23 protein-coding genes are annotated in these 19393 nt (G+C 53.0%); 12 read left to right on the top strand and 11 right to left on the bottom strand.

Annotation, left to right across the window (positions count from 1 at the left end; all coding sequences use genetic code 11):
* The first annotated feature begins 67 nt into the window (after positions 1-67).
* The 3 genes from O77CONTIG1_RS15735 to O77CONTIG1_RS15745 all read left to right on the top strand — a co-directional run bounded on the left by O77CONTIG1_RS15735 (position 68) and on the right by O77CONTIG1_RS15745 (position 3029).
* Positions 68-322, top strand: coding sequence for a DUF5340 domain-containing protein (locus O77CONTIG1_RS15735; protein ID WP_068512337.1), 255 nt, complete (start codon positions 68-70; stop codon positions 320-322).
* Positions 323-1195: 873 nt separating this feature from the next.
* Complete coding sequence (locus O77CONTIG1_RS15740; RefSeq protein WP_156435331.1) at positions 1196-2575, top strand: hypothetical protein; 1380 nt, start codon at positions 1196-1198, stop codon at positions 2573-2575.
* 103 nt (positions 2576-2678) lie between these two features.
* Positions 2679-3029: an EamA family transporter gene (locus O77CONTIG1_RS15745; RefSeq protein ID WP_286132355.1), complete on the top strand. Its 351-nt coding sequence runs from the start codon at positions 2679-2681 to the stop codon at positions 3027-3029.
* Between the two features lie 78 nt (positions 3030-3107).
* On the opposite strand, the gene O77CONTIG1_RS15750 is transcribed toward O77CONTIG1_RS15745, so the two are convergent.
* Positions 3108-4205, bottom strand: a complete 1098-nt coding sequence (locus O77CONTIG1_RS15750) for a glycosyltransferase family 4 protein (RefSeq protein WP_068512345.1) — start codon at positions 4203-4205, stop codon at positions 3108-3110.
* A gap of 1000 nt (positions 4206-5205) precedes the next feature.
* Here O77CONTIG1_RS15750 and hisG point away from each other — a divergent pair.
* Entirely contained in the window at positions 5206-5910 is a 705-nt protein-coding gene (gene hisG, locus O77CONTIG1_RS15760) for an ATP phosphoribosyltransferase (RefSeq protein ID WP_068512350.1), read from the top strand.
* Between the two features lie 468 nt (positions 5911-6378).
* On the opposite strand, the gene O77CONTIG1_RS27055 is transcribed toward hisG, so the two are convergent.
* The gene (locus tag O77CONTIG1_RS27055) at positions 6379-6510 is read right to left on the bottom strand and encodes a hypothetical protein (protein ID WP_255548791.1); all 132 of its coding nucleotides are present in this window, start codon (positions 6508-6510) and stop codon (positions 6379-6381) included.
* A gap of 292 nt (positions 6511-6802) precedes the next feature.
* Here O77CONTIG1_RS27055 and O77CONTIG1_RS15765 point away from each other — a divergent pair, with 292 nt between their 5' ends.
* Entirely contained in the window at positions 6803-7072 is a 270-nt protein-coding gene (locus O77CONTIG1_RS15765) for a hypothetical protein (protein ID WP_068512354.1), read from the top strand.
* 74 nt (positions 7073-7146) lie between these two features.
* Here the strand turns inward: O77CONTIG1_RS15765 and O77CONTIG1_RS15770 are convergent, their stop codons facing one another.
* The 5 genes from O77CONTIG1_RS15770 to O77CONTIG1_RS28065 all read right to left on the bottom strand — a co-directional run bounded on the left by O77CONTIG1_RS15770 (position 7147) and on the right by O77CONTIG1_RS28065 (position 10416).
* Positions 7147-7680, bottom strand: a complete 534-nt coding sequence (locus tag O77CONTIG1_RS15770; RefSeq protein ID WP_068512357.1) for a hypothetical protein — start codon at positions 7678-7680, stop codon at positions 7147-7149.
* A 149-nt stretch (positions 7681-7829) separates the two neighbouring features.
* A complete protein-coding gene (locus O77CONTIG1_RS28050; protein WP_317134123.1) occupies positions 7830-8765 on the bottom strand; it encodes an AAA family ATPase in 936 nt (311 codons plus the stop codon).
* Between the two features lie 63 nt (positions 8766-8828).
* Positions 8829-9728, bottom strand: coding sequence for an AAA family ATPase (locus tag O77CONTIG1_RS28055; RefSeq protein ID WP_410503508.1), 900 nt, complete (start codon positions 9726-9728; stop codon positions 8829-8831).
* Between the two features lie 105 nt (positions 9729-9833).
* Positions 9834-10253 (bottom strand): Clp protease N-terminal domain-containing protein, encoded by a 420-nt coding sequence (locus O77CONTIG1_RS28060; protein WP_317134125.1) that lies wholly within the window; start codon positions 10251-10253, stop codon positions 9834-9836.
* Positions 10254-10290: 37 nt separating this feature from the next.
* Positions 10291-10416 carry a Clp protease N-terminal domain-containing protein gene (locus O77CONTIG1_RS28065; protein WP_317134126.1) on the bottom strand — a complete coding sequence of 42 codons (126 nt, stop codon included), beginning with the start codon at positions 10414-10416 and terminating at the stop codon, positions 10291-10293.
* Between the two features lie 605 nt (positions 10417-11021).
* On the opposite strand from O77CONTIG1_RS28065, the gene O77CONTIG1_RS15780 reads away from it, so the two are divergent.
* Complete coding sequence (locus tag O77CONTIG1_RS15780) at positions 11022-12140, top strand: protein kinase domain-containing protein (RefSeq protein WP_068512360.1); 1119 nt, start codon at positions 11022-11024, stop codon at positions 12138-12140.
* Positions 12141-12193: 53 nt separating this feature from the next.
* Complete coding sequence (locus O77CONTIG1_RS24700; protein WP_068512363.1) at positions 12194-12745, top strand: WG repeat-containing protein; 552 nt, start codon at positions 12194-12196, stop codon at positions 12743-12745.
* A gap of 159 nt (positions 12746-12904) precedes the next feature.
* Here O77CONTIG1_RS24700 and O77CONTIG1_RS27060 read toward each other — a convergent pair whose 3' ends face one another.
* Positions 12905-13036, bottom strand: coding sequence for a hypothetical protein (locus tag O77CONTIG1_RS27060; RefSeq protein WP_286132356.1), 132 nt, complete (start codon positions 13034-13036; stop codon positions 12905-12907).
* Between the two features lie 120 nt (positions 13037-13156).
* Here O77CONTIG1_RS27060 and O77CONTIG1_RS15790 point away from each other — a divergent pair, with 120 nt between their 5' ends.
* The 4 genes from O77CONTIG1_RS15790 (at position 13157) to O77CONTIG1_RS15805 (ending at position 16134) form a co-directional block, all read left to right on the top strand.
* Positions 13157-13567 carry a ubiquinol-cytochrome c reductase iron-sulfur subunit gene (locus O77CONTIG1_RS15790; protein WP_068512365.1) on the top strand — a complete coding sequence of 137 codons (411 nt, stop codon included), beginning with the start codon at positions 13157-13159 and terminating at the stop codon, positions 13565-13567.
* A gap of 140 nt (positions 13568-13707) precedes the next feature.
* A complete protein-coding gene (locus tag O77CONTIG1_RS15795; RefSeq protein ID WP_068512369.1) occupies positions 13708-14865 on the top strand; it encodes a hypothetical protein in 1158 nt (385 codons plus the stop codon).
* A 32-nt stretch (positions 14866-14897) separates the two neighbouring features.
* Positions 14898-15683, top strand: a complete 786-nt coding sequence (locus O77CONTIG1_RS15800; protein WP_156435335.1) for a hypothetical protein — start codon at positions 14898-14900, stop codon at positions 15681-15683.
* 22 nt (positions 15684-15705) lie between these two features.
* Positions 15706-16134: a VOC family protein gene (locus O77CONTIG1_RS15805; protein WP_068512374.1), complete on the top strand. Its 429-nt coding sequence runs from the start codon at positions 15706-15708 to the stop codon at positions 16132-16134.
* Between the two features lie 37 nt (positions 16135-16171).
* Here the strand turns inward: O77CONTIG1_RS15805 and O77CONTIG1_RS15810 are convergent, their stop codons facing one another.
* The 3 genes from O77CONTIG1_RS15810 to O77CONTIG1_RS25620 form a co-directional block, all read right to left on the bottom strand.
* A complete protein-coding gene (locus O77CONTIG1_RS15810) occupies positions 16172-16369 on the bottom strand; it encodes a hypothetical protein (RefSeq protein ID WP_156435337.1) in 198 nt (65 codons plus the stop codon).
* Positions 16370-16780: 411 nt separating this feature from the next.
* Positions 16781-17398, bottom strand: a complete 618-nt coding sequence (locus O77CONTIG1_RS25615) for an ISL3 family transposase (protein WP_286132708.1) — start codon at positions 17396-17398, stop codon at positions 16781-16783.
* Between the two features lie 19 nt (positions 17399-17417).
* Complete coding sequence (locus O77CONTIG1_RS25620; protein WP_197673207.1) at positions 17418-17933, bottom strand: transposase family protein; 516 nt, start codon at positions 17931-17933, stop codon at positions 17418-17420.
* Between the two features lie 458 nt (positions 17934-18391).
* On the opposite strand from O77CONTIG1_RS25620, the gene O77CONTIG1_RS15820 reads away from it, so the two are divergent.
* The gene (locus O77CONTIG1_RS15820) at positions 18392-19360 is read left to right on the top strand and encodes a sensor histidine kinase (protein WP_225894596.1); all 969 of its coding nucleotides are present in this window, start codon (positions 18392-18394) and stop codon (positions 19358-19360) included.
* The last annotated feature ends 33 nt before the right edge of the window (positions 19361-19393 follow it).

A 19393-nucleotide genomic window follows, 5' to 3' on the forward strand; every position in this document is an offset into this window, starting at 1 on the left:
GGACAAGACACTTTTCTGCATCTTTTTAGCCTTTTTAGCCCTGATTAGAGTTAGCCTTTAGAACCCCATGGAACCGATCCCCCTGCCGTCCCATATTCACTACGAACTGCTGCTGCAACTGCTGGAACGCCAGACCACGCCCGCTGCTCAGCACCAGTCTCAGCATCAGGCCCAAGTTCATGAGCTAATCAGTACGCTGCGAAAGGCGCTGACCCAACAGAAGCGCCTAGAGGAAAGCCTGAGCCGCGCCAATGTGCCCATTGACTATCGCTGGTCGCTCAACAGCGCGGGTCTGGAGACAGTCTCTTCTGACGTGCGCTGAGGTGACAGTCCGCGCCTTGTAGATTTCAGATTTCTTTAACAAATCGGGCGATCGCAGATGGATAGGCAGTGCTAGCTGGGCTGGCGCGACAAGAAAGCGGATTCAGCCTTGCTTCTTTCAAGTTGAATCTCGGATCTGCTGAACACATCCTGTAAACTAGGATCAATTAGAAGCAAGCATCGGTTGCAAAGGCTATGTTCTTCATAGACTGCATGGTGATTGCTTGGTCTTCTTCACTACGCTTCTGTTTTTAATAGATTGTTAATAGATTGATCGTGCATCTTCTAGATCAGTTTTGTTCAGGTAAACTTGCCTGAGCGCTTCGACATAAGCTTGACTTTAATTCCCTGGGTTGATCCTCTCGATAGAGGACGAACCTGTTGTTACGCTATTCATGAGGCTCAGACACATGGGGAATGACACAGATAATTTAATAATTTAAATGGTCGAGTAAATGGTCGAGTTCAAATAGTCGAGATCAAAAATTAATCGAGATCAAATAGTCGAGTTTTGTTCGTTGTTGGAATCTTCTAGGAGTTGGTTTGGTAACTGCTCATTGGTAACTGCTTAGCTGATGTTATAAGTGGCTTAAGTTAATACTTTTGGCATTTACTCTTGGCATTTTTGCTCTTGGTATATGTTGACATTCCCTAGAGCGCTAAGCATTGAGCAAGATTGAGCAAGTTTAATTCATTTTAATGGGTCGGTTCTTGTCATCCTGGGCATAAGGTTTAGTTTGTTGCTTTGATTAGTTTCTGCTGGCTACGCTTCTGATTTAAGTTTCCTTTTAAACCCACTGGTTATCCCACGGTTGGCTGAGTATTGTGTGGCAAAACGATCGGGAGGCGCTGCGTGTCACAACCAGATTGGACAATGGTTTCCGCGACACCAGAGCGGTCATCTCTTTCCGTCGAAGCCAGTTCTGACGGAGCGAGCTTTAGTGGCAATGATTTGGGCGGCAGTCCTCTCAGGGGAGAGGATTCGAGTCCAAGCGTAGTGGCTGTTAAAGCGCCAGTTGTGGAACTATCAGCCGAATTGCCCGTTGAATCGCCACAATATACGCGGCTGTTGAGTGAGTTGGCCCAATTGCGATCGCAAGATCGAGAGCGCACCGCCCGCATTCACCATCTCGAAAAGGCGCTTGACCAGGCCCTGTCTTGCATGGATGAGCTGCGGCTGCAAATGCAAGACCAGGGTTTGTTAGAAACGCAGCTTGCCGCCACCGAAAAGTTTGCCAGCGTGCAGCAGCAGGCGATCGCCCGCCTCAAAGTTCGCCTCAAGCAGCAGCAGCAGATCATTGATGCTCAGCTTGCCGAAGCCTACGAGCGCGATCGCCAAACCCAGGAAAAACTTGCCGCAGCCGAAGCCCGCTTTCAGGCGCAGCAGGAAGAACTGGATCGGCTGCGAATCCAGCTTAGCGGTCTGAGCCAAGGCCACGGGCGCGATGGATGGAACGGCCGAGAATCGCCAGACGCAACCCACCAGCGGATGCAGCAGCTCGAAGAAGCGGCCCAGTACGCGCAAGAACTGTCCTATCGCCTCCAGGGACAGCTAGAAGCATCGCAGCAGCAGGTTCAGCATCTAGCCATTGCCCTGAGCGCCGCCGAAACCCGAGTTGCCGAGATGGAATCGGCGCTGGCCCAGATTCAGGCATCCCGGGGCCCAAGCCAGGAACCAACGGGTGGATTGCGGTCGGCGCTGCCCTCGTCTGCGATCCGAACTCGCCCTGTCGCTCGCCGGACAAATGCGATCGCCACGCTGGGGCAAGACCTGGCCCGCGCTCAGATCAAAGCCGATGAGCTAGAAATTGAGCTAGGACGGCAGATGCGGCTGCAAACCCTATGGCTGCAAAATAACCGGGAGTTGGAAGCAGAGTGCGATCGCTATCGGGCCCGCATCGCTGAGTTGGAAGCCCAAAATAGCGACATCCAGGAGCAAATCTTTCACCATGCCCGCCAGGTCAGCGAGTACGAAGCCACCATCCACTATTGGAAAGATCAGTACATTGCCAGCCAGCGCCAAATCGCCGGCTTCAAAGAACTGCTCGACAGCGTACAGGTGCATCTACTCGCCAGCGAACAGGTCGATCCAGAGCTAACTGCGATTTTCTCTGAGCTGATGACCATGATGGAAGTTGTGGCCACCCTCGACAGCAACAGCCTCAACAGCCTCTCTGAACCGCTTGTCTCGCGGTTCAATCCGCTGGATTTACCTGATTTTCTGGTGCGCTGCCGCAGCCACCGCCATCGCTAGCGACCTGATATACCCATCGCAAACGAGTCGATGGCTTTAGAAACGCTGTAGACTGATGAAGACGTTTTCAGCGTGACTTGCCGTGACCCCAGCCGAGCTTGCTTTGCTGCTTTCCTCTATTGCCCTTGGCGTTGCGGGGCAGTTTTTTTTGAAATCGGGCGCACTAAAGCTGGGTCGCGTTGAGGCGAGTAATGCCATCAGCCATGTGTTGAGCATTCTCACCGTGCCGGATTTGCTGATCGGGCTGGCTTGCTACGGGTTGGGCGCAGTGGTGTATATTTTGGTGCTAACTCGCGTCAAACTCAGCGTGGTGGGGCCAACGGTCGCGCTCAGCTACGTGTTTTCGGTGCTGTTGGGCTATTTTGTCTTCAAGGAAACGATTCCTGGTGTGCGGCTGGTGGGGCTGGGGCTGATTGTGGCGGGTGTGATTTTGGTGGTGTGGCAGCCGAAGTGAGGGGCGGGGTGGCTTGCTGCAAACGCTCCGGGAGCTAGTTGCGATAGACCTTGCTCAAGCGCTTGCTATAAAAATTGGCTACAAAAATTGACTCAGCAGTGCGCGAGTCGTGGCTCCGGTTTTTTCCCAGCTAAACTGGCGGGCGCGGGCCAGTCCAGCGGTGCGGAGGTGCGATCGCACGTCGGGTTCTGTCACCAAGCGCTGCATAGCATGGGCGATCGCCCCGGTATCTTCCGGGTTCACCAGCAGCGCCGCCTTCCCCGCCACCTCTGGCATTGCCGAGCGATTCGACGTGATGACGGGCGTGCCGCAGGCCATCGCCTCCAGCACCGGAAAGCCAAACCCTTCCCACAGGCTGGGAAACAGAAGCGCGATCGCCCGATTTAGCACCTGGGGCAGGTCGGCGTAGGGCACGTAGTCCAAAAACTTTACCTGGGCTGCGATGCCCAGCGCTTCGGCGTGCGTAATCAGGTCGGGCGCAAAGCGGGGATCGGTCGAACCCACCAGCCACAGTTCATAGTCTTGGCGGCGGGGCAGCGCTGCAAACGCATCTAAAACGCGGTGCAGATTTTTGTAGGGATCTTGCCGCCCTAGATAAACAAAATAGTTACTGGTGGGTAAATCGAGCCAGCGAAAATGGTCGGCATTGTAGGCCAGCGGAATCGGCGTAATCTTATCCGCCGAAATGTTGTAAAAAGCAACAATATCATTCGCTGTCGCCTGCGAGTTGCAGACAATATGTAGCGCCTGATTTAGCACCAGCGGCACATAGTATTTGGCATAAATTGTGAGGGGCGATCGCCAGTTTGGAAACCGCAGCGGAATCAGGTCATGCACCATCACCACTGAGCGACACCGACTCCATAGCGGCGCTTCGGGGAGTGGAGAAAAAACGAGCTTTGCCTTCAAAGTCTGATAAATTTTGGGAAGCTGAGCTTGGGTCCAGCGCAGTCGCCTGGCGTGTCCTGCCTTGCCATGTTCAGCGCTCATTCCAGCAGGAATTTCATAACAGGAAAGTCCTTGCGCCTGGGTTTTAGAAATTTGACGCTGTGCTTCCAGGGAGGCTAAAAGCAGTGTGTTTTGAATGGATAAATAGGGCGCAACATTGAGCGCGTAGGTGGCTAATCCAGTTGGGCGATCGCCCACCACCGACAAACTCACCATCAGATCAACCAATTAGAGATCTCCTCCATTCTCAGCGTCCCAATTACAGCACCCACTGCCCGGTTCACACTCCTGCCAACATCCTACAAGACATCGGTTCTCTGAGTTGCGATTGGATGTCCAGCAGTGGCGCAAACAGCGAGATTCAGCCACCTCAAAAGAGTAAACACTGTCTGAAGTGATATCTACATTCTCTATCATTTGTTCTTGCATCCAGAAACCGCTAAATTCATCTGCTGGAACGTCCCGTTGAGCGTCTTTGGTTGTATGAGCCAGCGGTTCAGGCGCTTCACGATCCGTTCTCGATTCCTCTGGAAGGCTATCCGAAGAGTTTGTTTGCCCAGATTGGTTGCTGCACCAAATTAGCGAAAATAGGCTGGGCAACCATAAGGTAATTCTATTTACGTTAGATAAGAGGAGACTAAGATAAAGCCTGGATCGACCTTGCCGCTGCAAGGATGCCCCAAGCATCATCTGAGGAAGCTGTATTGCATGGTAACCGTACATAAAATCAACCCCAAACTAAGCTAAGTGTTTTACAAAATTGATTAAGCTTTTGCGATTGAAGCATCAAAGCTATGCAAAAAGCCATGAAAATAAACTTACAAAGAGTCATTTCTGCCTATTCAGGCTAGCTTGCTTCAGTACAGCATTTTCTTTCAGGGTGAGGCATGCACTGCCCTCACGAGGCGAGGGATGCTTGTTTATCCGCGTATCTCACTAGCTTCAAAAACGCTGTACTGGATTCTGCCACGGAGTGTCAGGTCTGAATCTTCACTCCAGAAATTGAAAGCCAAAATATTGAAGGCCAAAACTTGGGAGTGAGCTTCACAACTCAATTCCCTCCCATCAAGAAACATATTTAAAGAATACTTTGAGATGCTGGCGATCGCCTCACCCGCTCGCCTCATCCAAACGAGTCATTTCTGAGTTTGATTAGCGCTAGATTCGGTTCAATGAGTACAGAAATCAACTAAAATTTACATCAGTAAAGCCATCTATTTTCTTCTCTATGTTGACCGTTGCGCTGCCCAAAGGTGGACTGCTAAAAGACAGTATTCAGCTTTTTCAAGCTATCGGGCTTGATTTCAGCGAGTTTCTCAACCCAGCCAATCGCCAGCTTGAAATCCTTGATGCCAGCGGACGGGCGCACGGGCTGCTAGTTCGTAATTACGACGTGCCCGTTTATGTGGAATATGGACAAGCACACCTGGGCGTAATTGGTTACGATGTGTTGCGTGAAAAACAGCCCAAGGTTGCCCATCTGGTGGACTTAGGATTTGGGCAATGCCGCATGTCGGTCGCGGTCAAAGCGACCAGTCCCTACCGCGCCGCACTTGATCTGCCGCCCCACTGCCGAGTTGCGTCCAAGTTTGTGCGCTGCGCCCACGACTATTTTCAGAGCCTGGACTTACCCGTAGACATCGTGCCGCTCTATGGGTCTGTAGAGCTGGGGCCAATCACAGGGATGTCAGAGGCGATCGTGGACTTGGTGGCGACCGGGCGCACCCTCCAGGAAAATAACCTGATTGAAATCGATCGCCTGTTTGAAAGTACGGCCCGACTGATTGCCCATCCGCTCAGCTATCGGCTCAATCAAGACGGCGTGCAGGATATTGTGGAGCAACTGCGGGCACACACTTCTCAAGTAGTCGCTGGCAAAGCCTTGGCTGAGGCTGCAATTAAAACTGCGGCTGAAACTCCGGCTTCTGCCTGAGTCTTGACTCGACCGAGATTGCAAGAATGGCGCTTATTCCGATTGCCGACCCAAAAGCGCAAAGTGTAAAGAAATATTTAGTTTTCCCGACAGACCCCATATACAGTTGATTTTTTTCGATCAGACAACTATATATAGTAGTTACAGGAACAACTTGGGTCAGCAGTAGCGTCTTGAGGCGTGTTTTGCATACTTCTGAGCGGCGAATTATAGGTGTTGTTTCCTAGGCTGAGTTTCTGCATTGTGCTGTCTTTTTGTCTGTAAAGACTGTGTAATGACTCGAAAATCCGCTCTGGGAGCGCGTCTAGATTCTTGAAAAAGAAGTTAGAACGCCAACGGTCGGTTATGCTGGTGAGGCTGTGGAGATGATTTCGATCGGACGCAATTTTGGTTGAAGTCGATCTGGCTTTGATGTTCCGGGTTTGATTTGGATTTGGATTTGATCTGAGTTTACGCTACGGGTTTCGGTTACCACTCAGGCTTCAAGACTGTGGGCAGCGGTTCAAGCGCTGCTAGAGGTTGTTTGACATAAGTTGTTTGAACTGCTGATTCTTCAATGTTTCTAGCATTGAAGATCTGCTTTTTGTCGGCTTGTTTCATGCCGCAGGTTGAAGATCAGGGTGCAGCGTACCTGCGTGGGCGCTGGAGATAGATTCGGCTTCACTGAAGCAGATTCAACCAGGTCTTTCAGGCAGTTCTTTCAGGCAGTTCTTTCAGGCAAATCTTTCAGAACTAGACGCTGCTTTAGAGAGCGCTCTGTCTGGAGTGCGCTACCTGGGATGCGCTACCTGGAATATGCTCCAGGGTTTTGCTCAACAAGCTGCTTTTCAAGTCCGGCGGCAACCATACCATTGCTTAAATTTCAACTAAATCTCAGCAAGGAGCCATTATTATGACCTATCAAGATCAGCTTAGCCCTTGGGTTGTCTACAAGTTGCTGCCCACTATGCAGAATGCTCCCGTAGCGCGGTTTCGCTATCGCAACGATGCGGAGTCCTACCTAAAACTGGTGAGTCGCGTTTTGCCCCAAACTTCGTTTCTGATTTCCTTTGATGGGCCGATTCGACCTGCGGCAGAGCAGCCTGCTAAAGCTACTCCGGCGACTACTACGAAGACGGCTAAAAAAGCACGAACCACCCGCCGCAAAGCGTCGCTAGCCTGATTGGTGATCTTTCAAGCTGTCGATTGCTGAAGTGATCAGGCAGCTTGAAAGATGCGTGGCGGATTCTGAACGCTCTACGGGCGAACGGTTTCGCGTTCTAAATAGGTCGTCACGCCGCTGCCCATTTGCATCAGGTTGGGGCCGATCTTTTTGCCCAGAAAGTCTTCTACGATGCCGCTGACCATGCCTGCCAGGAACGGCGGAACGTCCTTGAGCTTGCGGGGATCAATAATGAGTTCCCCCCGACTTTCGATCACGGTCATCCCCTGGTCTTCAAAGAAGTGGTTGGTGCCCAAGCAGCGCACCGCTTCGGTAAAGGCGTGGGTTTCAATTTGCCATTCGGTGGTGAAGCGATCGCCATGCCAGACGGCGTGTTCCGTCCAAGACAGCATCGATTCATTCAAAAAGGCGCGGGCGGCGGTTGGGATATCGCCGCCTCCCTGCCACTCGTTGACGAATTTTATCCAGTCGCCGCTGCCCTCGCGCGATCGCACCTGCACGCCGCGAATATTCGGCATATAAGGCACCAGTTCCATGAGCTTGTCGCGGTAGGTGGAATAAACCAGCGGGCGGGGAAACGGAACGCGAGTATCGGCAGAGATGAGCATTGGCGGTGTCAGGAATTCACTATTTCCAGTTATAGAGGTTTTGGGTGCAAACCCGATGTGTTCAGGACTGGGCTTGAAGTGGGCAATCCCGATCCCCCCTTCAGCCTAAAAAGGCCAAGGGGGGATGCAAGAGTTGCCTCATCGCGCCACTAGACGGTGGTTAGCTCGGCGGGCAGCCGCTTGAAGGCTAACCGCTCGTTCTCCACATCGACGCAGATCGTGTCGCCGTCGGTGAATTCGCCGCGCAGGATGGCTTTGGCGATCGCCGTTTCCAGTTCGCGCTGGATGGCCCGCTTCAGCGGACGAGCGCCATAGACCGGGTCGTAGCCCACCTCGGCGAGGAAGTCGAGGGCGGCGTCGGAAAGGCGCAGCGCCATCTTGCGGTCTTCCAACCGCTGCTCCAATCGCGCCACTTGCAGCCGCACGATGTTCCGCAGTTCCGACTTTTGCAGGCTGTGGAAGATGATGAACTCGTCTACCCGGTTGAGAAATTCGGGGCGGAAGTGCGATCGCATCGCCTCGATCACCCGACTCCGCATTTCGTCATAGCGGCTGTTGTCGCCGGCCACATCGAGGATGTACTGCGAACCGATGTTGCTGGTCATGATGATGATGGTGTTTTTGAAATCGACCGTGCGCCCCTGAGAGTCGGTAACACGCCCATCATCCAAAATTTGCAGCATCACGTTAAACACGTCGGGGTGGGCTTTTTCGATTTCGTCGAACAGCACCACAGCATAGGGGCGGCGGCGAATGGCTTCGGTGAGCTGCCCGCCTTCGTCATAGCCGACATAGCCCGGCGGTGCGCCGATCAGTCTGGACACCGCGTGCTTCTCCATGTATTCCGACATGTCGATCCGCACCATTGCCTCTTCGCTGTCGAACAGGTAGCTGGCCAGGGCTTTGGCGAGTTCCGTTTTGCCCACGCCCGTCGGCCCAGGAAGATGAAGCTGGCGATCGGGCGGTTGGGGGTCGGAGAGTCCGGCGCGCGATCGCTGGATCGCGTCCGCCACAGCGGTCACGGCTTCGTCTTGCCCAATCACGCGGCGGTGCAGTTCGTCCTCCAGGTGCAGCAGCTTCTGCATTTCCGACTCCACCAGCTTGCTGACGGGGGATGCCCGTCCACTTGGAGATGATTTTCGGCAATGTCAGATTCGGTGACTTCTTCCCGCAGCAGGGGATTTTGCCGCTGGTTTGGGGTCTGGGGCTAGGCGCGTTTCGGCATCGATTAGTTCTTTTTGGAGACTAGCCAGCTTGCCATACTTCAACTCGGCGGCGCGGTTGAGGTCATAGTCGCGCTCAGCCTGCTGAATCTCGATGTTGACCTTTTCGATCTCCTGCTTGATGCGCTGGATGTCTTGAATGATGCCCTTTTCCGCATCCCACTGAGCATTTAGCGCGGTTTGGGTTTCCTTCAGGTCGGCCAGTTCTTTTTCGAGCCGCTCCAGGCGATCGCGCGAGGGCGGGTGTCTGTTTCCTTTTTGCAGCGACAGTTTTTCCATCTCAAGCTGCAAAATCTTGCGGTCTACCTCGTCCAGTTCTTCTGGCTTGGAGGTAATCTCCATCTTCAGCTTGGCGGCGGCTTCGTCCACCAGGTCGATCGCCTTGTCGGGCAAGAAGCGGTCAGAAATATAGCGGTTCGACAGCATGGCGGCGGCCACCAGCGCACTGTCGGAGATCTTCACGCCGTGGTGGTTTTCGTAGCGTTCGCGCAGACCCCGCAGAATCGAGACCGTATCTTCCACCGTCGGCTGATCTACATATACCTGCTGGAAGCGGCGCTCTAGGGCAGCATCTTTTTCGATGTACTTGCGGTATTCATCCAGCGTGGTCGCGCCGATGCAGCGCAGTTCGCCCCGCGCCAGCATGGGCTTCAGCAGGTTGCCCGCGTCCATTGCGCCCTGGGTTGCACCTGCGCCGACGACGGTGTGGATCTCGTCGATGAACAGAATAATTTGCCCATTGGAGTCGGTGACTTCCTTCAGCACTGCCTTCAGGCGTTCTTCAAACTCGCCGCGATACTTCGCGCCCGCGATCAGCGCACCCATGTCCAGCGCAATCAGCCGCCGATCTTTCAGCGATTCTGGCACGTCGCCCTTAACGATGCGCTGGGCTAGCCCTTCGGGCGATCGCCGTCTTACCCGACACCAGGCTCACCGATCAGCACGGGGTTTGTTCTTGGTGCGGCGCGACAGGATTTGGATTGTCCGGCGAATTTCATCATCCCGCCCAATCACGGGGTCGAGCTTGCCCTGCTTGGCGGATTCGGTCAGATCGCGGCCATATTTTTCCAGCGCTTCGTACTTGCCTTCGGGGTTTTGGTCAGTCACTTTTTGGCTGCCTCGCACTTGTTCTACGGTTTGCTTGAGCTTGGCTTCGTCGAGCCGGATGTCTTGAAACAGCGATCGCCCAAATCGGTCATCTTTAGGATAAGCCAGCAGCAAGTGTTCGACGGAAATATAGTCGTCGCCCAGCTCCTTGCGGGCGGCTTCGGCGCGATCCAGCAGCGTATCGAGCGATCGCCCCAGATACACCGACGAGCCACCGCCCGACACCTTTCGGCTGCCGCGCAATATAGCTATCGGTAAACTCGCGCACCCCGCTGCACGTTCACACCCGCCCGGGTTGAAAATGCTGACGGCCCAGACCCTCTTGCTCTAGCAGCGCCTTCATCAGGTGCTCGGTTTCGATCTGCTGCTGCTTGGCCTGGCGGGTAATTTCCTGGGGTGTTGACAATGGCTTCCCAGGCTTTTTCAGTGAATTTGTCAGGACTAGTCGGGTTGCATAGTGTCTTTAGAAGTGAGGGGTTGGGGGAATAGGAATTTTAGATTTTGGGGATTTTGGATTTTGAGACTTTGGACGTTTAGGAGCCATCGGGGGTTGAGCCCGAAATCGAAAATCGAGAATCCAAAACCCGGTATCTGAATCCCTGAAGCGTGAGATCATACAGTCCGGCTAACCCGGTACATAAACTCATTCTACGGGAGAGAGGAGCGATCGCCAGGATCGGGCTTCCCACCCGGGATAATACGGGTTTCCATTTAATTTTTCTTAAAGCAATGGGGCAATGCCTAGACGAGGGCAATTTGGCTGGGTTCACGCTTGAGAAATTGCCTCCAGGAAGTGGGCATTCTGAAGCAGGGCAGTCTGAAACAGGCATCCACGTTTTCAGGGTTTGTCTAATACAGCTAATCCAGCGGTGAGCGCCGGGGGGGGGCGCGATAGGGCAAAGCAATGTTAATCGGCGGGGCGATATGAAACGATTCGAGAATTAGGACGGGGTGGCTTCGGCAAGACGTATCTCGCCGAAGATACCTATCGTCGCAATAGTCCCCAAGTGCGTGGTCAAAAAGATTCAGCCCCAGTCGAAGCTGCCATCGGTGCTGGCGCAGGCGCGATCGCTCTTTGAAGCCGAAGTCGAAAAGCTGTACGTGATCGGCAAGCACGACCAAATCCCCAAGCTCTACGACCATCTGGAGCAGGGCGGTGAGTTTTATCTGGTGCAAGAGCTGATCGACGGGCACGACCTGCGGCAGTCGCTGTTTTTGGGCGATCGCCGCGATGAGAAAGAAGTGCTGGGCTTTTTGCATGAGGTGCTAGAGATCCTGGCAGTGGCCCATGCCCAGAACGTCGTGCATCAAGACCTGAAGCCACAAAACCTGCTGCGCCGCTGGAGCGACAAAAAGCTAGTGCTGATCGACTTTGGCAATGTCAAGGTGATCCGCCATTTAATGGTGAATGCCGAGGGCAAGCCCTACTTTACGCAGACCGTTGGTACGGCGGGCTACGTGCCGCCCGAACAGTCTGCCGGACAGCCCGTTCCTGCCAGCGACCTCTACGCGCTGGGAATGCTGGCGATTCAGGCGCTCACGGGGCTATTCTCCCAAACAGCTTCCCCGCGATCCCGGCGACGGGCGAAATCGCGTGGCGGGGACGAGGCGCGGGTCAGCGCTCAGCTTGCCGATGCGCTGGATGGCATGGTGCGTCAATCGGTCGAGCAGCGCTTCCGGTCTGTGGCCGAGGTACGGGCGGCGCTGCCCGTGCTGCCGACTGCAAAAACCCTTTCCCCAGAGGAGCTTGCCCAATTTTTGGGCGAACCGGAGCGACCACGCTACGAACTGGCGATCGCCCCTCAGTTTGACCTGGCACGAAACTTTTCTGAAGGGCTGGCGGCCGTCGTGCTAAAGAATCGCCTCGGCTACATCAGCAAGTCTGGCGACATTGCCATCCCGCTCAAAATCGAAGTCGATCCCATCGGCATCTACCGCGAAGGGGCCTACGAGTTCTCGGAAGGACTGGCGCGAATCTCCGTCGGGCAGCGCTGGGGCTACATTAATGATCTGGGAAAACTGGCGATCGCCCCCCAGTTCGACAGCGCCGAAAACTTTTTCGGAAGGGCTAGCGCGGGGTCGAGCAAAACCACCGCTACGGCTACATCGACACCCGCGGGCAATGGCTGATCAAGCCCCAGTTTGAAAGCGCGGCTCCGGCGTTTCGCGAAAAGCTGGCCGGCGTGGAAATCGACCACCGCTATGGCTACATTAACCCAGCGGGCAAAGTCGTCATCCCGCCCCAGTTCGACAGCGCCGACGAATTTTCGGAAGGTCTGGCGCGGGTCACGCTCCAGGGCAAATACGGCTTCATCGACAAAACTGGCGCACTGGTGATTCCTGCCGAGTTCGACGTGGCTCACACGTTCCAGCACGGGCTGGCGCGAGTCCGCATCGACGGCCGCTATGGCTACATCAACCCTGCTGGAGAACTGGTCATCCCCGCCCAGTTTGACGACACCTTCAGCTTCACCCACGACCTCGCCCTCGTCCGCCACGAAGACCTCTACGGCTACATTTCTCCCCAGGGCAAAGTCCTAATTCCGCTCCAGTTTGAAGATGCCTATCCCTTTTCCGAAGGACTTGCCGCCGTGAAGCTGGGCGGACTTTGGGGCTATATCGACACGCAGGGAACCTTCGTCGTCGAGCCGCAGTTTGCCGATGCTGGCTCATTTCACGGCGATCGCGCTGCGGTTAAGCAGGGCGGGCGGTGGGGCTATCTGGGCAGGGCGTGAGCGAAGAGGGAAGAACGAAGAGGGAAGAACGAAGAGGGAAGAGCGAAGAGGGAAGAACGAAGAGGGAAGAGCGAAGAGGGAAGAACGAAGAGAGAAGAACGAAGAGAGAAGAACGAAGCGTTTTCCTTTTTCGTTTTTCCTTCTTCATTTTTTCTCCCATCACCCCGTCATCCCGGCGCACCCCTGAAGCCCCACATACACCAGCGCCAGCAGGCTCAGCAGCGCCAAAACTTTCAGACCCTTGATAAACCGCTTAGGGAAACTTTTTGCCAATTTGCGAGTCGGAGGCATGAGTACAGCGCTGTCGTGCAGCGTGGGTTGATTCTGTGCCTAACATTTTAGTTAGCTTGAACAAGCTTAGCTAGAACAAGCCGATCCTGATTCTCCGGAAACACTCTCCCGAAATAGTCTATGGAACGTCGCACCTTTCTCGGACTGACTGCCGCCAGCGCCGCCAGCGCTGCTCTGCCTGCTTGTCGATCTGCCGAACCGCCCAGCCCGCCTGCGGCAGGAGGCGCATTTCAGCAGGTGGGAACCCTGAGCCAGCTTGCCCAGAGTGGCGATCGCCTCGATACGCAAGTCGGCACTGCCCCCATTACACTACTCAAAAATCCTGACAGCGGCGACCTCATGGCCGTCAGCCGAATTTGCCCCCATGCAGGCTGCACCGTCGAATGGCGGACGCAAACCGCCCTCTTTGCCTGCCCCTGCCACAATTCCCTCTTTTCACCGACAGGCGGAGTCGTGCAGGGCCCTGCAAACCGGGCACTGGCGACCTATCCTGTCAAGGTAGAGGGTGAGACGATTTTGGTACAGGGGTAAGACGAGTGGCAGAGGGTTGGAGTATTGAAGTGACAAAAAGTGACAGCGTTTTGAAATAATCCAACCCATCACCCTCATCCCCCTAGACACGGTTCAGCCAACGGTCTAAATTCTCTAAATAACGTTTTGGCTGCGATGCGATGACTCAGACCGTCAAGCAGGTTGGCGAGATGCAGGTGCGCCCAGTGCTATCGCCGGGCGACCAGGAGCTATTCCTGGATGTGCCGTCGGTGGTGTATGCGGGCGATCGCCACTGGGTTCCGCCCCTCCGCAGCAGCATCGCCAAGTATTTCAAACCTGAGAATACCTTTTTTGAATACGGGCGCTTGCAGCAGTTCATCGCCACGCGCTTTGGGCCAAACGGCACGCAGCCCGTGGGGCGTGTGGTGGCTGCGGTGAACGATCGCCTGATTGCGCGAGAGGGCGAAAATATTGGATTGGTGGGCTTTTTTGAATGCATCGACGAAGCCGAAGTCGGCAAGGCCCTGCTCGACTCTGCCTGCGACTGGTTGCGGCAGCAGGGAATGACTCAAGCGCGGGGCCCCATCGACCTGTCTACCCATAACAACTGCCTGTTTTTGGTAGACGGGTTCGACTCCATGCCCTACATGATGATGCCCTACAACCCGCCCCACTATCCCCGCCTGTTTGAGCAGCACGGCTGGCAAAAAGCCAAGGATGCCTATGCTTACCTGCTAGATCTCACAAAACCCCTGCCGCCAGAGTTTGAGCGGGCATACCGGATTGCCTCAAAATCAGGCATCACCTTCCGCAACCTGCGGCTCAAGGGCGATGAATTTATCGAAGACTGCACCGCAATTTATCACCTGTTCAACAAGGCATTTGCCAACAACTGGAGTTCTACGCCGCGCACGCTGGAAGAATTTCTGGAAGAAGCCAAATCGCTTCAGGATATTGCCGATGCCGACATCTTTGTGATTGCGGAATACGAGGGCGAAATGGTGGGCTTCTTTATGGCACTGCCCAACTATAGCCCCGTGCTGCAAAAGGTGAACGGCAAGCTCGACTGGCTGGGCATTCTGAAATTTCTCTGGTATCGCCGCAGCATCGACACGGGGCGCGTCGTAGCGATCTGCTCCCTGCCGGAATACATCCGCAAACTGGTGCCGATGGCAGTAATTTATCTGGGGCGAGAGGGCGGTGTAACCAAGCGCAAACCCTACCGCGAAGCAGAACTCTCCTGGGTATATGAAGACAACATGCCATCGCGTAAGATTATCGAAGCGACGGGTGCAAAGATTTACAAAACCTATCGCATTTACGAGAAGATTTTGTGATGGGGGGATCAAGAATAATGAGCTACAGACGGATGGGTTGGGTAATGTTGGCGATTCTGGGGGCGATCGCCCTTACCTCTTGTCTCAATTCACGAACCAGCGATAGCATTCCCGCTCCAGCCACACCTGCAACACCCGTCGCGCCTGCCCCGCCCAGCAGTCCTATAGCTATGCAGCCTGTCACCTGCAACACGACCAACTACTTTGCCGAAGTGCTGTGGGAAAACAACCAGCCCTTGATGTCGTTTTTGCAAAAGCCTAATCTAAACAACCTCAGCCGCGCACAGGGCGTAACGGTCACCAGCAATCCCGACGGCAGCACCACCTACGGATATCAGGGTGAGACCATTTTCTACGCCCGCGTCTTTCCTGATGGCACCTGCTTTGTGCAATCCCTCACCAGTTCTGGGCAACTCCTCGTCGAAGAGTCCGGCAGCATAGCCGAGTTCACGCCTGCCCCGCCGCCCCCCGCACCGACTCCCGCGCCGCCCGTCACCGTAGCCCCAGAAGAACCCAACCAGGATAATTTATCCATGACCTGCAACGGCACGGTGCAAGACCGGGTTGATTTCATCGCCTTCTACACTCGCGAAGCCGGGTTTAGCCGCGTCGAGTTTCGCCCCCGCACGTCCACCAACGTCCTCACCTCCAACCTGTCCTACGTCGGCAAAAACGCCGCCGGAGAAACCATCTGGAAAGGCAATGTTGCCCAGATGGCAGACACGACGCTGGTTCACCTGTCGCCCTTTCCTGCCAAGCCCGGCGATCAGGTGTCGGTCAGCTACGACGGTCAATGGGGACGAGCGACCTGCCAATAATCCAAAATTTCAAATCCCTAGTATGCCTCGTCCGTTTCACGTTGCGTTTCCTGTCCGAGATCTATCTGCAACCCGCGTCTTTTATGAGGCTGTTTTGGGTTGTGCGGTAGGCAGAACCGATTCGCGGTGGATTGACTTCAACTTGTTTGGGCATCAGGTGACGGCACACTTGGTGGATGATACCCCAGAGGCAAGGGCCACTAATGCCACTAATCTAGTCGATGGCAAAGCAGTGCCCACCCAGCACTGGAGCGTAATTTTGGAGATGAATGAGTGGGAGGCGCTGGCAGACAGGCTGCGATCGCACGGCGTGGAGTTCATCATTGAACCGTACATTCGCTTCAAAGGCGAAGTGGGCGAGCAGGCAACGATGTTTCTACTCGACCCCAGCGGCAATGCGCTAGAGTTCAAAGCATTTGCAGACGATGCGGCGATCTTTGCTACGTCGTAGCTTGGGAAATCCGTCATGACTGACTTACATGACTGACTTAAAGGAGAGAGGGAGGGCGATCGCCCTCGACAATCCATAGAGCCTCCATACCCTCGAATTTTCCCGCCGAATTGGCCAAGTGACGCTTCACAATGCGTCCCTCCATTCCACCCCAATCGTCTCCGCGCTTATAGAAAAAATTCAGCCGTACTGCCGGATAGCCTCGCAAATTTAAGAAAAACTTAGAGTTGGGCATGGCTAGAATATCCTCAACTGCTGCCTTGCTGCACCCCAACTATATCGGCAGACCATCCAGCAGCTTTACCCAGAAAAATTAGTCTGCCGTCGGCGCAAAATAACCTGCCATCGATACTGTTCAAATCAACGCACCTACTTCTTTGTGCGCGATTGGTTAAGCGATTTGCTTTCGCAAAGGATATTATTCTTGCGGCAGATTGCAGTTAAACATCAGCGCCTTCCTCTCTTTGGTTTCTTTGGCAATCTTCATCCGGCCTGTCATTGCTGCAATAAAGCTGCTTCGATAAAAACACCTAGTCGCAGCAACAGCCAAACAACATTAACCTTCTCTTAGCTTGCTCTTATCCCAATAATCGCCGTAGTTACATCATCATATTTGGTTCTCCCGTCAGTACGGTGATAACTTTATTTAATCAGAGAAGCAGGCTAATAGTCTTTCTCGAAAATTGTTGAAATTGACAAAGCCATAAGCTTGCCGTTTAATCAATTTAATTCGGTTGTTGATTCCCTCCATTGCGCCACTCGTTGTGCGATTCCGAAAGTAGTTGCTAATTCCATCTAAATGGTTACGAATCGTTGTGCTTGCTTCTCTATAGACGACTCGCGCTTTATCGAGCCACCCTTGGATCTGACGCTTGCCTTCCTCAACGGTTAATGGTTGTTCATAAATCGCGCGAAACTCTTCTTTCCACTCATAGGCTTTTCCTAATCGCTTTGACCGTTTCAGAATCTCTTCTAACTTTGTCTGTTCTTCTGCGGTTAAATCCTTGCCATTCTTGAGCAAAATGAATTTGCTACCTCGGTCTGATACACCCGATTGTCTACGAATTTTATTTAACTCCTCATTGACTAATTTCATGACATGAAAGCGGTCAATCACTACCACGGCATTGGGAAACACTTTCTTGACTACCTTTGGGAATCCTCCCCACATATCCACGCTCACCTCTTCAACTTTTGCACGCACCTCTAGGGGCTGCTGCTTCAGGGTTTCAATAATGTCTTCCTGTTGGTGACTGTCAATCACTTCAATCAATTTCCCGGTCTCAACGTCGCCGATAACGGTGGCGAATTTTGATGCCCTTTCCGCTTGCTGATTTCATCAATCCCAATGCGTTTGACTCCTGCCCATCCCGTGTTTTTTTCTGTGCATACTGATGTTTGAAAATCCCTTCAATGCGCTCAAAGCTTAACCCTTCTACGCGACCCACTTGCTCCATACTTGACAGTTTTACTTGCTGGTAAATATGCTCCTCATAGCGTCGAGTGTACTGCCGTCCTGCATCCATAAATGTCAATGACTCAGTAAAATAACGTTGGCAATCACGACAATAAAACTGACGACGAGGAATTTTCAAATAAGTGACTTGACCAAAAATCGATAGGTCTCGAATCAAAATCGGACGGTTTTGATGCAACTCTGAACTTGATTTCTTACAGTGTGGACAGCTAGATTCTTGATTGAGCAAGCGCAACTTTAAGTACACTTCATTGTCTTTTTGAATGCAACTTTCAACCGTAACGTGAGGGAAGTTAAGCAATCTATCAAGATGTATGTCCATTGGCGCAACCCCTGACTTAAAGTATCATATTATACGATTTTCACCCCGGATCCGGAAGAGCCTCATATTTAGAGGAACGAGGGTATTAAAAAAGACCAGGGTGTTGTAGAGGTTAGCTTTCAAGCTAGGAAAAGTCACTAGAAGTTCATTAGGGAGCCTCGATTAATTGCAGTATCGAGAAAATAAGCCACAGCATACAGCATTTTTTATGGGGTAAGGCACGCGCTGCTCTGTCAAGGCGAGGATCGCTTGACCATCCACACACCTCATCGGTTTCAAAGACGCTGTATCTAGCTTTTCTCAAACAGCAACCCTACTTTCGAGGCTCCCATCAGTTACTTCTACTACTCCTAATCTCCTAATTTAGTGTCTAACTTCCTAGTGTTTGATCCCCGTCTCAATTACTAGATTGAAAAATCATCCCAACAGTTCTGTCTTTGAGATTCTATATGTCAGCTATGTCAGCGGCAAAATCCAACTCTCCGACTTATACATCGACGACGCTTATCCAGCTTCATCTAGGCTCGACATTGCAAGAACTAACTTCACATTATCTCGCTGTTGACATAGAAATACCTGGCGGACAGTTGTTTCAGTACTTTGAACAAGAGCCACTACTTCCAGGTGTTATTTTGACAGAATATGGAACACTTGCAGGTATTATTTCGCGTCGTCGATTTTTTGAACGAATGAGTCGTCCCTATAGTTTGGAGTTGTTTACTCGAAGACCTCTCCGAATTTTGTATGATTTCGTGCGTACAGAGCCACTAATTTTACCCGGGGATACGCCGATTCCAATTGCATCTAAATTAGTGCTGGAGCGACCCGCTGACGAGCTGTATGAGCCTGTTTTAGTTGAGACAGCGCCTGATAGCTATCGGTTGCTTGCTGTCGATCACCTGCTTCTGGCGCAATCTGAAATGCACCAACTTGCGCTACAGGCATTGCAACATAGTCAGCAGGCGCTAGCAACAGAAAAAGAGCACCTGGAGCAGCGGGTACTGGAGAGGACTCAAGCTCTGGCTGAAGCGCTACAACATCTCAAACAAGTTCAGGTTCAACTAATTCAAACAGAAAAGATGTCGAGCCTAGGTCAAATGATTGCGGGCATCGCACACGAAATTAATAACCCCGTGAATTTTATTTCTGGAAATTTGAACCATGTCATGGACTATGCCAACGATTTGCTAGAGCTGATTTCGCTATACCAGCAAGAGTGTCCTCAGCCTACTTCTAGGGTACGCGAAAAGATTGAGGCTATCGATCTTGATTTTTTGCAAAGCGATCTGCCAAAGACGTTGACATCCATGCGAGTCGGAACACAGCGAATTCAGCAAATCATTCTTTCGTTGCGTAACTTTTCTCGGTTAGATGAAGCATCCACAAAGCCTGCTGATCTTCATGCTGGGATAGAGCAGAAGTGTTGAATCCAGATAGAAAACTTTACATTTTAGCTTACA

This window comes from Leptolyngbya sp. O-77 (assembly GCF_001548395.1).
Taxonomy (GTDB): Bacteria; Cyanobacteriota; Cyanobacteriia; order Elainellales; family Elainellaceae; genus Thermoleptolyngbya.